8 protein-coding genes are annotated in these 14,481 nt (G+C 66.7%); 4 read left to right on the forward strand and 4 right to left on the reverse strand.

From position 1 onward, the window contains the following. Nucleotides 1-4 precede the first annotated feature (4 nt). The 3 genes from DESPIG_RS08925 to DESPIG_RS08935 all read right to left on the reverse strand — a co-directional run bounded on the left by DESPIG_RS08925 (nt 5) and on the right by DESPIG_RS08935 (nt 4,487). Nucleotides 5-655 carry a biotin/lipoyl attachment domain-containing protein gene (locus tag DESPIG_RS08925; protein WP_006007743.1) on the reverse strand — a complete coding sequence of 217 codons (651 nt, stop codon included), beginning with the start codon at nt 653-655 and terminating at the stop codon, nt 5-7. 93 nt (nt 656-748) lie between these two features. Further along, nucleotides 749-2,992 (reverse strand): carboxyl transferase domain-containing protein, encoded by a 2,244-nt coding sequence (locus tag DESPIG_RS08930; RefSeq protein ID WP_006007745.1) that lies wholly within the window; start codon nt 2,990-2,992, stop codon nt 749-751. Nucleotides 2,993-3,047: 55 nt separating this feature from the next. Next, nucleotides 3,048-4,487, reverse strand: a complete 1,440-nt coding sequence (locus DESPIG_RS08935; RefSeq protein ID WP_006007747.1) for a biotin carboxylase N-terminal domain-containing protein — start codon at nt 4,485-4,487, stop codon at nt 3,048-3,050. A gap of 141 nt (nt 4,488-4,628) precedes the next feature. Here DESPIG_RS08935 and DESPIG_RS08940 point away from each other — a divergent pair, with 141 nt between their 5' ends. Beyond that, entirely contained in the window at nt 4,629-5,459 is an 831-nt protein-coding gene (locus tag DESPIG_RS08940) for a purine-nucleoside phosphorylase (protein ID WP_006007749.1), read from the forward strand. Between the two features lie 67 nt (nt 5,460-5,526). Then, a complete protein-coding gene (gene typA, locus DESPIG_RS08945) occupies nt 5,527-7,356 on the forward strand; it encodes a translational GTPase TypA (protein ID WP_006007751.1) in 1,830 nt (609 codons plus the stop codon). Between the two features lie 204 nt (nt 7,357-7,560). Here typA and DESPIG_RS08950 read toward each other — a convergent pair whose 3' ends face one another. Next, nucleotides 7,561-7,908 (reverse strand): DsrE family protein, encoded by a 348-nt coding sequence (locus DESPIG_RS08950; RefSeq protein WP_006007755.1) that lies wholly within the window; start codon nt 7,906-7,908, stop codon nt 7,561-7,563. 91 nt (nt 7,909-7,999) lie between these two features. Between DESPIG_RS08950 and DESPIG_RS12910 the strand changes: the two genes are divergently transcribed. Next, complete coding sequence (locus DESPIG_RS12910; protein ID WP_169304822.1) at nt 8,000-10,144, forward strand: autotransporter assembly complex protein TamA; 2,145 nt, start codon at nt 8,000-8,002, stop codon at nt 10,142-10,144. 80 nt (nt 10,145-10,224) lie between these two features. Beyond that, nucleotides 10,225-14,406 carry a translocation/assembly module TamB domain-containing protein gene (locus tag DESPIG_RS08965; RefSeq protein WP_006007759.1) on the forward strand — a complete coding sequence of 1,394 codons (4,182 nt, stop codon included), beginning with the start codon at nt 10,225-10,227 and terminating at the stop codon, nt 14,404-14,406. Nucleotides 14,407-14,481 lie beyond the last annotated feature (75 nt).

Raw genomic sequence — 14,481 nt, forward strand, 5'->3', positions numbered from 1 at the left:
CGGTCTAGCCCTTTTCCGTCCACTCGGTCTGGACGCGCATGATGACGTCCTGGATGACGGGCACCTGGTCTTCGGGGCAAACGCCGATGAGGGGGGCGTCCGCGTCCATGTTCTCGTTGTAGCTGAAGTAGACGGCGTAGATGACGCCCGTGGGGCCGCTGTAGTGCAGGGGCACCTCGCGCTTCATGCGCGACATGATGAGCAGTTCCATGCCGTCGCGCACCACCACGGAGTGGGCGTCCGAGGCGCGGATCTTCTTGTCCACTTCGGGGGTGAAGTAATATTTGGCCCGCTCGGGCGCGCGGAACAGGTACAGGGCCTTCTTGAGGATCTGGTGTTCCACTTCGCTGCGGGTGAGCATGTGGCGGATGACCATCAGGGGCGTGCCGGCTTCCACGAACATGCCTTCGAGCTGGCTGTGGATCTTGCTGACGATGCCCTTTTCAGGCGAGCAGATGGGTTTGGGGTTGCGTTCGCGTTCCAGGGTGGCCAGGCGGGTGCCGGGCTTTTCCTTCCACTGGCCCTGGGGGCCGAGGACCTCGTCGCCTTCCTTGATGTCGGCAAAGGTCACCACGCCGGTGTGGGGCGTACGGATGACGATCTCGCGGTAGGGGGAGGCTTTTATCTCATCCAGCAATGCGGAAATGTTGATCATGTGGTTTTCCCGCTTTTTCGTTTGTCGTGGGTGGGGCCGCACCGTCAAGGGCGGCGAAAGGCGGGGCGGAAAATCCGCCCCGCCGTCTGCTTGCTAACGGTAGTACAGGTTGCGGCCACCCATGGTGAGCAGCGCCTGCTTGAGGTTGGCACGGATCTGGCGGCGGTCCCAGATGCCCTGGATATGGCCGCGGGACAGGGCCCGGTAGGAGCGATGGTACTTGGGCGGGATGTCCATGCCCGTGGTCTCCTTGATGACGCCGGGACCGGCAAAGCCGATGTTGGAGGAGCGCACCGCGAACTGGTAGGGCGCGCAACCCAGGAAGCTGGCCACGGGACCGGCGAAGGAGTTGGTATCGTACAGCACCAGGTACAGGCCGCCGGACTCGATGTAGCGGCGCACGGCCACGGTGCAGCGGGGCATCTGGATGACGCCGTGGGTGCCTTCCTGGATGCGGATGCCGGCGGTGCCGTGCACGTAGGCCAGGAAGGGATAGCGCTTCTTGGCGGCGCGGGCGGCGGCTTCCACGAACTTGTAGCCTTCGGCGGCACCGAAGGAACCGCCGCGGAAGGTGCCCATGAGCATGGCCACCACCAGCTTGGTGCCGTCGATGCGGGCCTCGAAGGTCATGCAGCCGCTGCGGCAGCCGGTCTTTTCCTGGGCGGCCTTGATGCGTTCCTCGAAGTTGGGGAAGTTCAGCGGGTTGCCGGCTTCGATCTCGCGGTTGAACTCAAAGACCGAGCCCTTGTCGAAGACGTTCTGCACGTACCATTCGGGCTCCATGGGGAAGTGGTAGCCGCAGTGGCTGCACACGCCCGCGAACTCGGCGAACAGGTCGGGGCCCCAAAGGTCGAGGCAGCCGTACGAGGCGCTGTTGGGGCAGGTGATGGTACGGTCGACCTTGTAGCGCGGCGAAAGGTAGTTCCACTTGCTCACGCGGTTGTCTTCCACCCAGTTGGACAGGGTGGTCAGTTCCTTGGCCGTGGCCTTCTTTTCCGCCGGGCTGGCGATGCGCTTCCAGGGGCTGAAGAGGCGGCCCTTGAACACATCCCATTCGCTGCTCAGCTCTTCCATGATGTTGTGCAGCTTGCGCTGGTGACGGCGCACGAAGTCGTACTTGAAGTGCATCCAGGGCTTGGTCACCCAGTCGCGCAGGGCGGCGGCGTTCTTGGCCAGGAAGGGACGGTTGTCGATGGCGGCCGCGCGGGAAAGGCGCAGGAACTTCTGCTGGCGGCGTTCGCGCATGCGGTTCTTGGCCGCGCCGGACATGCCCCAGCGCACGTACATCTCGTCCAGGTTGGCTTCGGGGTTGCGCAGGCGCGCCAGGGCCAGGCCGCGGATCATGGGCGGCTTGGTGTTGGTGATGACCACCTCGTCGGTGGCGCGCAGCACTTCCTGCCGCAGGGAGCGGAAGAAGTCGAAGTGGTGCGGACGGGCACCCAGGGCGGGTTCCTGCACCACGCTGTCGATGTAGCCGAAGGAGAGGTTGTCCTGGGCGGTGATGTGCAGGTTCTGGGCGCAATGCTCGATGAGCTCGGGCGCGGCGCGCTGGCCGGCCTTGAGGCGGCCTTCGATGGCGGCGCCGCCTTCGGGCGAGATGACCGAGTAGTAGCCGTGGGAGAGCATGAGGCGCTTGTCGGCCAGGCCGATGGCCTCGGCACCGCCGGAACCGCCCTCGGAGATGATGGAGATGACGGGCACGCGCAGACCGGCCATGGTGTAGATGTTGCGGGCGATCTGCTGGGCCGCGCCGGGGTAGTCCTCGATGGGATAGGAACCGGGCGTGAAGATGTAGCAGTGGATGGGGATGCCTTCGGTCTCGGCCACACGCATGTACTGCAGGGCCTTGGCGTTGCCCCAGGGCTTCACGGAGCCGCCGTTGCGGAACTCGGCGCCGTGGCCCTTTTCCTGGCCGATGACCATGACGGACTGGGTGTGCATCTTCTTGCCGCGGCGGCGGGTGATGACCGCACGGGCGATGAGCATGCTGGGGTCGAGGCTATGCTCGTCCTGGCCGCCCACTTCGGTGAAGTTGTCGTAGACGTTCTCCAGGATGTCACGCAGGCAGATACGCTGGGGATGGCGCACGATGCGCACGCGGTCCATGGGCGTGATGAGCTTTTCCAGGCGTTTTTCCACGAAGACGAAAAGGTCTTCCAGGGAAACGATCTCGGTATGGGGATCCTCGACCTCGCCGTTGCGCACACGGGTGGTGAACTCGGTCAGCTTCTCGTCCAGCAGGCGGATGCTGTCCTCGTGCTTGCCGGCGAAGATGTCGCGCGTATACGAGAGCCTGTCGTTCAGGCTTTGGATGCGTTTTTCGATAGTGTTGTCCATAATCTCTTGCGCCGTTTGACGTTGATGGAAGGGGACCGCCGGGGCGGCCCGTCAGCTAGAAGCGCAGGGTGCGGGCGGTGTTGGCCCGCAGGAAGTCCACGTTGGACTTGAGCGCTTCACCGGCGTTGTTGCGGCCTTCCAGGTGCAGGTTGTCCAGGAAGGAGACGCCGCGTTCCCGGGCCTCGGCCAGATCCTTGCCCCAGATGATGGCCAGGGCCAGGTTGGGGTCGAATTCGGTGGGGATCTCGTAAGGCGTGTCGGTGGGCACGTGGGTCAGCATGGTGAGCCAGGGCTCTTCCTTCCAGGCAAAACGCTCGATGCGGCCCACCCAGGGGGTGAAGCCGTGTTCGGGGTCCTCGGCGATGAGGCGGTATTCGATGCCCACGCCGTCGAAGGTCACGTCGTCCTGGGTGTAGCCCAGGGGCTCGCCCAGACCGATGCGGATCTGTTCGGCGATGAGGTCCACGGGGCCCTCGTGGTTGCGGATGCTGGAGATGCGGGCCGAGACGCCGTTCTCCACCTGGATGCGGGTGTTCACTTCCATGAGGAAGGGCTCGCCCTGGCGGGTGACGATCCATTCCCAGGTGCCCACGTTGTCATAGCCCACCTTGCGGGCCATGGTCAGGGAATAGTGGACGATGTCCTGCAGCACCTTGGCGGCGTCGAAGCTGTAGTCCATCTGGGCGGGCACGAAGCCGGGGGCCACTTCCACGCGCTTCTGCAGGCCGGTGGACTGGATGGAACAGTTGCGGGTGCCGAAATGCACGGGGTTCTTGCCGCTGCGGTCGGACACGATCTGGACTTCCAGGTGGTTGAAGTCCGTGATGCGCTGCTCGATGAGCACGCCCTCGTCCTTGAACTGGCGCAGGGCGTAGTTGCGGATGCGGCGGTACACGGAGCGGAAGTTGTCGATGTCGTACACTTCCTCGATGCCCATGCCGCCACCGCCGGCCGACGCCTTGACCAGCACCAGCGGGCGCTTGATGCCCTGCTGCACTTGGAACTCGAACACGCTGCGGGCGATGCGCTCGGCTTCCATCTCGTCATAGATGGGGCGGTCGGAACCGGGCACGGTGGGCACGTCCAGGCTGCGGGCCAGACGCTTGGTGTTGATCTTGTCGCCCAGCTCGCGGATGATCTTCCACGAGGGGCCGATGAAGATCATCTTGCGGTCGCGCTTGGTCACGCGGCGGGCAAAGCGGAAGTCCTCGGCAAAGAAACCGTAACCGGGATGCACGGCCGTGCAGCCGGCCTGGTCGGCCACGGACATCAGCTCGTTGGCATCATGATAGGAAGAAACCCGGAACAGGCTGCGTTCGCCGCCGTTCTCGCGGGCGTAGCGCACATGGCCCGAAGCGGCGTCTTCGGCGGTAAAGATGGCAGTAAAGGCCACACCCAGCTTGCGGCAGGCCCGCATGATGCGTATGGCGATCTCGCCGCGGTTGGCGACGAGAACCTTGTGTTGTTGCAAAGAGTCTTTCTGGCTGGTCTCCAAGGCGGTCTCCTGAGGGCGGTGCTGTGCCGCTCTTGTGGAATGGGCGTCAGCACGCTATAAAGCGGTTCGCTTTTGCGACTGAAAAACAAGAGCTACTACAGCATATCGGCTTGGTCTTCAATATCTGAGGGGGTCAATTCTATGCAAAACTGGGAAGAAGTCCAGCTTGCGGTGGCGGCGCTGCGCCGGCGTCTGGGGGCCGCGCTGCCCTCTCGGCCCGATGCGGCCATCATCCTGGGCACCGGTCTTTCGGGGCTCGTGGAGCGCATGGAGGATACGGTCAGCGTCCCCTATGCCGACCTGCCGGGGTTCCCGGTGTCCACGGTGGCCTCCCATGCCGGGGCCTTCGTGCTGGGACGCCTGGGCGGCCGCACGGTGCTGGTGCAGCAGGGCCGCTGCCATCTGTACGAAGGTTTCGGGCCGGACAAGGTCTGCATGGGCGTGCGCGTCATGGCCGGGCTGGGCGCGGACACGCTGATCCTCACCAATGCCGCGGGCGCCTTGGACCCGCAGTTCGACGCGGGCGGGCTCATGTGCATCAGCGACCAGATCAACTTCACCGGCGTCTCGCCCCTGAGCGGGCCCAACCATGAGGCCTGGGGCGAGCGCTTCCCCGACATGAGCGCCATCTACGACGCCGGCCTGCGCGACCTGGCCTGCCGGTGCGCGCTCGATCTGGGCATCCGCCTGGAGCGCGGCGTCTACATCGGCGTGCGCGGCCCGCAGATGGAAAGCCCCGCCGAGACCCGCATGTTCCGCCAGTGGGGCGCCGACGCCGTGGGCATGAGCTCCGTGCTGGAGGTCATCGCCGCCCGCCATATGGGCCTGCGCGTGCTGGGCATCTCCTGCCTCACCAACAAGAACCTGCCCGACTGCATGCGCCCCGCGCCGCTGGAAGAAGTCATCGCCGTGGCCGGCCGGGCCGGGAAGGACCTGGGCCGCCTTGTGGAAGCGGTGGTGACAAAGTTGTAAAAATCGCGTAAACCATGCGCCCCGGCAACGTTCCGGGGCGATTTTTTTACCAGAGCGAGACAGAACTATGCAGCAGAATGACAAACTTCGTAACGTGGCTATCATCGCCCACGTTGACCACGGCAAAACGACCCTGGTGGACGCCCTTTTCCGTCAGAGCGGCGTGTTTCGAGCAGACCAGCAGGTCGATGACCGCGTCATGGACAGCATGGATCTGGAACGCGAACGCGGCATCACCATCGCGGCCAAGAACTGCGCCGTGCACTGGAACGGCGTGAAGATCAACATCATCGACACCCCCGGTCACGCCGACTTCGGCGGTGAAGTGGAACGTTCGCTCTCCATGGCCAGCGGCGCCATCCTGCTGGTGGACGCCTCCGAAGGCCCGCTGCCCCAGACCCGTTTCGTACTGCGCAAGACCCTGGAAGCCGGTCTGCCCGTGGTCGTGGTCATTAACAAGATCGACCGCAAGGACGCCCGTCCCGATGAAGTGCTCAACGAGGTCTACGACCTGTTCATCGATCTGGACGCCAGCGACGAGCAGCTGGAGTTCCCCGTGCTCTACGCCATCGGCCGCGCCGGTGTGGCCATGCGCAACATCGACGACGAGCAGAAGGACCTGACCCCCCTGTTCGAGACCATCCTCGAAAAGATCCCCGGTCCTTCCTACGATCCCGAGCAGCCCTTCCAGATGCTGGTGGCCGACCTGGACTACTCCGATTACCTGGGCCGTCTGGCCGTGGGCCGCATCATGCACGGCAGCATCTACGCCAACGAGAGCCTGGCCTGCATCGGCGAGGACGGCCAGGCCCGTCCCCTGCGCGCCTCCAAGATCCAGGTCTATGAAGGCCTGCAGCTGGCCGAGGTGGACAAGGCCCAGCCCGGCGACATCGTGGTGGTGGCCGGCATCGAGGACGTGACCATCGGCGACACCATCTGCACCCGCGAGAACCCCCGCGCCCTGCCGCGCATCCGCGTGGACGAGCCCACCGTGGCCATGCGCTTCGGCATCAACACCTCGCCCCTGGCCGGCCGTGAAGGCAAGCTGGTGCAGAGCCGCATGATCCGCGACCGCCTGAATCGCGAATGCCTGCGCAACGTGGCCGTGCGCGTGGAAGACACCACCGATAAGGACGCCTTCCTGGTCAAGGGCCGCGGCGAGTTCCAGATGGCCATCCTCATCGAGACCATGCGCCGCGAGGGCTTCGAGCTTTCCGTGGGCCGTCCCGAGGTCATCCTCAAGAAGGACGAGAACGGCAAGACCCTGGAGCCCATCGAGCACCTGTACGTGGACTGCGACGAAGTCTTCATGGGCGTGGTCACCGACAAGATCAACCAGCGCAAGGGCCGTATGCTCAACTGCACCAACAACGGTACCGGCCGTGTGCGTCTGGAGTTCTCCGTGCCTTCCCGCGGCCTCATCGGCTACCGCGACGAGTTCCTCACCGATACCAAGGGCACCGGCATCATGAACTCCTATCTGGAAGGCTATGAAGAATGGCGCGGCGACTTCCCCACCCGCTATTCCGGTTCCATCGTGGCCGACCGTGCCGGCAATGCCGTGGCTTACGCCCTGTTCAACCTGGAGCCCCGCGGCACCCTGTTCGTGGAGCCCGGCGATCCGGTCTACGAAGGCATGATCGTGGGCGAGCACAACCGTGACAACGACATCGACGTCAACGCCACCAAGGAAAAGAAGCTCACCAACCTGCGCGCCGCCGGCAAGGACGAGAACGTCATCCTCACCCCCGTGAAGAAGATGACCCTGGAACACGCCCTGCACTTCGTGCGTGAGGACGAGCTGGTGGAAGTGACCCCCGTGTCCCTGCGCCTGCGCAAGGTGGAACTCTCCGCCCAGAAGCGCTACCAGATGGCCGGGGCCAAGAAGAAGGCCTAGGTCTCCTTATCCCGGATAGAGGAAGGGCCGGCAGACATGCGAACATGTCTGCCGGCCCTTTTTTGTTTTCAGGCGGACAGGCCGGGAGTGCCCTTGGCCTTTGCAACCGGCAGGCCGCACAAGGCCATGCCCTGCCGGGAAGGAGACGGTCTGCCCGGGGGGCGCTGCCCGAAACGGTGCTGCGGGCAGCGGCAAGATGGCGGGTTACGGTCTGATGTAGGCGAAGCCCTTGTTCTGCAGCTCCACGATATCCACCAGGCCGGCGGGCACCACTTCGCAACCGGGCCAGAGGTCGGCCGCGGTCATCTTGTTGGCATCCAGGGCATTCTTGCACAGATGCAGCTTGAGGCCGCGGGCCATGAGCTCCTCGGCGGTCTTCTGCAGCTCGGCCTGGGCAGGCACGAACAGTTTGACGGCCGGGCCGTTGGCCACCAGCACCAGCTGGAATTCCTTGCCGGGCAGGCCGTTCATATAGTTGCGGGCATTGACGAAGGCAAAGGCCAGCACTGCGGGATCATTGGCGTCCACATGGAGGCAGAGATCATACGACATGGGGAGACTCCTGAAAAAAGAACTGAATAAGTTCATGGTAACAAAGGGGATTTGTCTTGCCAAGCTGTCTCTCTGCGGCTATGGGATTATTATGCGCCGAACATATATCCTTTTTTCTTTTTTGCTCATGGCCTGCCTCCTGCTGGGCGGCTGCGGCCTGCTGTTCGGCGATGCCGCCGGAGAACTGCGCGATGACGGCGGGACGAAGATGCCCGACGCCCAGGACGAACGCATCCCCTACAAACTGTCCATCGAAGTGGACGGGGAGCGCCGCGCCACAGCGGGCGAAAAGCGCGCCGCGGCCACGGATCCTGACGGGGAGTCCGAGGGCGTGCCCCTGGGCGGCAGCCCGGAAGAGAGCGAGGGGGCCGGATCGGCAGCCCCACAGACGGACGCCCCCGGCCGCGAGGGCACAGGCGCCACGTCGCCTGCTCCCAAGGGGAACAGCGGCCTGTCGGACAAAATGCGGGCCCTGAGCCAGCTGGAGCAGTTGCGTTCCGATCCGCCGGACAGCCTGCTGGGCCTGGAACGCCGGGCCCGGGGGGATGTGGAGACGGCGGTCAAGCTGATGCATTCCCAGGGCTATTATGACGGCACGGCGACCTTCCGGATGGACAGTACCACCACGCCGGTCACGGTGCGTCTGCACCTGACGCCGGGCCCCCGTTATGTGCTGGGCCGGGCCTCGGTGCATTATGAGCCTGTTCCCGTGGTGCCCGCGGCCCTCAAGCACGGAAAGCGGCGTGCGCCGTACAGCGGCCTGGGGGCCCTTTGGGGCGATGAGGCCCGCGAAGCGACCCCGCCCCCGCGCTTCCCCGATACCCTGCGCGGGGTCACTCCCGGCGAACCCGTGACGGCCGACCAGATGCTGGAAGCCGTGGAAAAGCTGCCCGAGCGTCTGCGCCGCCGGGGCTATCCTCTGGCCCAGGTGAGCAAGCAGCGCTATTTCCTCGATCGTGAGGCCCGTACCCTCAATGCCGAGATCGTGGTGGATACCGGCCCTCCGGCCCTGCTGGGCGAGATCGTGGTGGAGGGCAACAAGGACGTCAGCACGACCTACATCCGCGAGCGCGCCCCCTGGAAGGCCGGGACGGAGCCCTGGAACGAGAGCCGGGTGCAGGACTATGTGGACGAGCTCCGCGGTCTGGGCCTGTTCAGCATGGTACGCCAGCGCAACATCAAGGACGTGCCCCCGCCGCGCAAGGACGGCATGGTGGTCCTGCCCGTGCAGCTGGTGGTGCGCGAAGGACCGCCGCGCTCGGTCAGCGCCGGTGCCCGTTATGAGACGGATTCCGGCATCGGCGTGGAAGGGGAGTGGGAACACCGCAACTTCTTCGGCAACGGGGAAAAGCTGGTGGTCTCCCTGCCCATCACGCCCGAAAAACAGGGCCTGAAGGCGTCGTTCGAAAAACCGGCCTTCCTGGATCGTGACCAGAAGCTGGTGGGCGAAGCCTCCCTGTTGCAGGAATTCACCGATGCCTACGACCGGCGCGGCCTGCGCGTGGGCGCCGGTATCGAGCGCCGCCTGAGCCCGTACTGGTGGGTGGGGGTGGGCGCCTCTTCCGACAGCGGTGCCCTTACCGAGGACGACCGCACCAACGAGCCCTACAGCTTCGTGGGCCCGCACCTGCGCATCGTGCGCGACAGCCGCAACAACAAGATCAATCCCAAGCGCGGCTCGGTGCTGGAGATCCATTCCAAACCCATCTTCGGCTATTACGACGGCTTCTTCACGGCCCTGGGCACGGAAGTGGAAGGCATGTTCTATTACGCCCCCTTCCGCAAGGGCCCGCGCCAGGGCGTCATCGACGACAAGCTCGTGCTGGCGGCCCGTGTGCGCGGCGGCAGCATGGCCGGGGCCGAGATGAACAACCTGCCCAGCACGCTGCGCTATTACGCCGGTGGTGCCGGTTCGGTGCGCGGCTATTCCTATCAGGCCATCGGCCCGCGCAACGACAAGGGCGATCCCAGCGGCGGCCGTTCCTACCAGATCGTCAATCTGGAGGCCCGCTACAAGATCACCGACGAGATAGGCATCGTGCCCTTCCTGGACGGCGGCATGGTCTACGAGGACGCCCTGCCGCAGATCTTCGGCGACATGCGCTGGGGCGCGGGCCTGGGCCTGCGCTACTACACGCCCATCGGTCCGGTGCGCCTGGACGTGGCCACCCCCCTCAATCCCGTGGACGGTGATCCCCCCCTGCAACTCTATATCAGCATAGGACAGAGCTTCTGATGGCCAGCGTACCCGGAACTCCCCCTGTTGTCCCTGACGGCCGGCCGTCGGGCCCTTCCCCTTCGGAAGGCGCAGCGCCCGTGCGCAGGAGCGTTTTCCGGCGCCGTGTCCTGGCGTGCCTGCTGGTGCTCGTGCTCCTGCCGCTGCTGGCCGGGGCCGGGGCGGTCTTTTGGCTGCGTACGCCCGGGGGGCAGGACTGGCTGCGGCAGGAGGTCGGCACCCTGCTGGCCCCGCCTCTGGCCGAACAGGGCCTTTCCCTGGAGCTGATCCGTCTGGAGGGCGCCCTACCGCTGGAAGTGGAAGGTGCCCTGCGCCTGCATGATGCCGACGGCCTCTGGCTGGACGTGCCCCAGGCGCGCGTGGATGTGGTCCTGTCCGTGTTCCCGCCCCGCATCTCTCTCGATCTGCGTCTGGAGCGCCCCTCCCTGTACCGTCTGCCCCAGCTGCCTCCTTCGCCCGACGAGCCCTCGCCGCCGCTGGCCGAGACGCTGGCCGGAGTGGAGGCAGGTCTGCGGAGCGCGCTGGAAATCATGGCCGACCTGCCGGGCTGGCTGCCTTCCCTGCATGTGCGTGACGTGGCGCTGGAGGGCCTGTGGCTGGGATCGGCCGTGCTGGACGGCAGTTCGTCCGGCACGATGGCGGATGCTTCCGGGCAGGCAGCGCAGGATGCCGCGGCTCCGGCCGGGACGGGCAGCGCATCCGCGGACGGGCAGACGCTCCCGGCCCCTGCCGCTGCGCCTGCTCCCGCACAAGAGGCGACGACGCCCGGGGCCACCCCGGCGCCGCCCCTGTCCGTGGCTGTGGCTGCTGCGGAGAGCGCCCTCCGCGTCGGTGAAGGGCTGGAAGTCTCGCTGTGCCTGACAGCCGAAGCCGATTTTTCCTTGAGCGGGACCACGGCACAGGCCGGTCTCCAGGCCTCGTGGCAGCTGGCGTCCGCGTCTGAGCTCGACGTGGCCGCGACCGGGACGGCTCCGGCCGCGCCCCAGGCCCAAGAAAGCGGGACGGCTCCGGCCGCGCCCCAGGCCCAAGAAAGCGGGGCGGCTCCTTCAGAGAAAAAAAATACGGATGCGCTCCCGCTCCTGACGGAAGCGGCAGGCCGGTGGCTGCCCGCGCCGCTGGCCCTGCTCCTGACGCCCGGGCAGGCTTCGTCCCTGCGGGTGGAGCTGGCCCTGCGGCCCGGTGAGCGGCCCGCGCTGGCTCTGGAGACCCTGCAGGCGGATGCCGGAGCCGTGCGGCTGCGTGGCAAGGGGACGCTGGAGCTCACGACCGCCGCGGATGTGCTGGCCTCGCCGCTGGCACTGGACTGTTCGCTTGCCTTGGCTTCCGCCGCTGATGCGGCGGCCCTGCTGCCCCAGGCGCGTGCCTTGCTGGCGCCCCTGGGCGATGCCCTGCGCCTGGACATCGGCGTGCAGGGGAGCCCCGGTGCGCCCGAGCCCCGGCTTGAGCTGGCCTGCGCCACGCTGGATCTGGGCGGTCATGTCGTCAACGATATCTCTCTGCTGGCAGGCGGCGAGCCCCTGCCGTGGCCGCAGCTGATTGCCGGGGGCAAGGTGGGACTGCCGCTTTCCCTGCAGGTGCGCACCGGGCAGGATCATATCTCCGCAAGTCTGCGTCTGCTGGCCGGGCGTGACGGCACGGCCTGGCAGCTGGGGCTGCCGCAGCTGGAGCTGCACGGTGCCGGTGCCCGGCTGGCCGGTAGTCTGCTGGCCCTGCTGCCTGATGCCCCGCAGGAAGCGCCTGTCGCCCCTCCGGCGCCTGTGGCCGCTGCAGGACAGCCCGCCGTGATACCTCCGGCGGCCCCCGATTCTTCCCCTGCATCCGCTGCGGAGGCTGCAGCAGCTGCCGTCCCCCCGGCTCCGGCCATCGTGGGCAGCGATTTCGTCCCGGCGCGGCTGCTGGCCCGGCTGTTCCCCGATCCCGGGAGCAGAGCGCGTTTGTGGACCTCGCTGTATGGCGAGATAGAAGACTGGGCCGCGCTGGGCCGGGTGCTGGACTACTGGTCGCCGGGCCTGCGTCTGGAAAAAAAGGATGGTCAGCCTGTCCGCCTCATGCTGCGTGCCGGCGGTCTGCCGTGTGCGGCGGACAGCCCGGAAGAACTGCCGCTGGCTGCTGTGGCCGGTCTGGCCGATCCGGCTTTCCTGAACAGCGCGGACTGGCGGCAATGGTTCAGCCTGGATGCCGACGTGGGCTTCCTCCGCCTGCATGACAGGGGAGGAGAGCGGCTGCTGCTGCGTGAGCTGCACCAGCATCTGCGTATCGACGATATTTTCGGTCAGGGAAAGCTGGAACAGCGCCTGGACGTGCGCCAGCTCCATGTGGCCGGTATGCGGCTGGAGCGGGTGCTCGTGGGCCTGAACGGCGAACTGGCGACCCCGCTGGAAGCGGAACTGGCCTGCGCCGGTGACGTACGGGCCAAGGTGCGCCTCCGCTGGCAGGGCGACAGGCTGGACATCCCCGTGTGCGATCTGCACCTCAAACAGGGCGTGGGCCTGCGCCTGCAGGCAGGGACGGCCCTGGTGCTGGACAAGGACGGCCTTTCCCTGCGCGGTCTGGATGCCCGCATGGCTCCTGCGGGGCGGATACGGGCCACGGCATCCCTGAAGCCCGCGGCCATGGACATGCGCCTGTCTTTGGACAGCATGGACCTGGCCCCGTGGCGGGCGGTGGTGCCGGGCCTGCCCTCGGCCGCGCTGGCCTTCCAGAGCCGTTTGTACGGCAGCCCCGCGGCCCCTGCCGGGACCTTCCGGCTGGACGTGCGCCGACTGGAGATCCCGCAAAGTTCCCTGCCGCCGCTGGATCTGGCCCTGACGGGCAAGCTGGGCGGCAGCAACGGCAAGGGCCGTCTGGACACACGGCTGGAACTGCCGCCGTCCACACGGCAGGCCCTGGGAGCGGAGCAGGCCGGCCTGGAAGCGCGCCTGCCCCTGCGATTTTCCGCCAACGGTCTGCCCCTGCCGGACATGACGGCCCCGCTTTCCGGACGTTTGGACTGGCAGGGCGAGCTGGCCCCGCTCTGGCGTCTGGTACCGGTGGCCGACCGCCGCGTGACCGGACGGCTGGACATGCATCTGGCCCTGGCCGGCAGCCTTGCCGTGCCGACGGCCAAGGGTCGGCTGGAGGTGGCGGGCGGACGCTATGAGGATCTGGCCCTGGGCATCCTGCTGACGGACATCAAGGCCTCGGTGACGGCGGGCAGCGGCAAGGGCCTGAAACTGGAGCCCGTGCGTGTGGAGGCCTCCATGAGCGATGGCCGCGGCGGTCTGGTGACGGCCGCGGGCAGTCTGCATCCCGAAGGCGGCAGGCTCGATCTGGACGCCGCCATGAAGCGTCTGCGTCCCCTGCGGCGCGCGGATATCCAGGCGACCCTGTCGGGCACGGCCTCGGTCAAGGGCACGCTTATGGCGCCCCAGGTGACGGCGGACATCACCATCGACGAGGCCCGGGTCAGCCTCAACCGGCTCACCGGCAGCAGCGTGACCACCCTGCCCGTGGAGGGCACCAGCGAGGCCCCGGAGCCGGTCGCGGAAAAGAAGGAGGGGCTCGGTTCCCTGGACGTGACCGTCCGGGCACCGGGACATATCGCCGTCAACGGCCACGGGCTGGAGAGCGAATGGCAGGCCGGTCTGCGCGTGCGCGGCGCCCTCAACGATCCGCTGGTCATCGGCAGCGTGCGCTCGGTGCGGGGGCAGTTCGATCTGCTCTCCAAGCTGTTCACCCTGCGGCCCAGCACCATCTCCTTCAACGGCGGGGCGGTCTCCAACCCGCTGCTGGACGTGACCCTGCGTTACGAGGTGCCGGAGATCACGGCCGACGTGCGCATCAGTGGTTCCGTGCGGCGCATGAAGCTGGACCTGAGCAGCACGCCGTCCCTGCCGCAGGAAGAGATCATCTCGCGGGTCATGTTCGGACGCGGCTCCAGTGAGCTGGGCCGTTTCGAAAGCCTGCGCCTGGCCGCCGCCGTGGCGCGTCTGGCCGGTTTCGGTTCCGGCGGGCTGGGCGTCCTGGATCTGGGCCGTGCGGTGCTGGGCGTGGACGTGCTGCGCATCAACTCCGCCACGGACAAGGAAAGCGGTGATGAGGAAAGCAGTCTGGAAGTGGGCAAGTTCATTGGCGAGAAGATCTATCTTGGCGTGGAACAGGGCCTGGAGCCGGACAGCACCGCCGTCATCATGGAACTGGAACTGACCCCGCACAGCAAGGCGGGCATCCGTACGGAACAGGACAATACTAGCGCCGGTATCCAGTGGAAGATGAACTACTGATGCGCTGCCGGGGCCTGGTGTAGGGAGCTTGTGACCGCCCCCCCCTGCGGTGGCGGTCGTACCGCGCCCCGGAGT

It is taken from the genome of Desulfovibrio piger ATCC 29098, from assembly GCF_000156375.1.
Classification (GTDB): domain Bacteria; phylum Desulfobacterota; class Desulfovibrionia; order Desulfovibrionales; family Desulfovibrionaceae; genus Desulfovibrio; species Desulfovibrio piger.

Bases quoted from the DNA above. Each gene is read 5' to 3' on its own strand.
- DESPIG_RS12910 (WP_169304822.1), top strand. From the start codon at position 8,000: ATGCGCCGAACATATATCCTTTTTTCTTTTTTGCTCATGGCCTGCCTC.
- DESPIG_RS08950 (WP_006007755.1), bottom strand. From the start codon at position 7,908: ATGTCGTATGATCTCTGCCTCCATGTGGACGCCAATGATCCCGCAGTG.
- DESPIG_RS08930 (WP_006007745.1), bottom strand. From the start codon at position 2,992: ATGGACAACACTATCGAAAAACGCATCCAAAGCCTGAACGACAGGCTC.
- DESPIG_RS08925 (WP_006007743.1), bottom strand. From the start codon at position 655: ATGATCAACATTTCCGCATTGCTGGATGAGATAAAAGCCTCCCCCTAC.
- DESPIG_RS08940 (WP_006007749.1), top strand. From the start codon at position 4,629: ATGCAAAACTGGGAAGAAGTCCAGCTTGCGGTGGCGGCGCTGCGCCGG.
- typA (WP_006007751.1), top strand. From the start codon at position 5,527: ATGCAGCAGAATGACAAACTTCGTAACGTGGCTATCATCGCCCACGTT.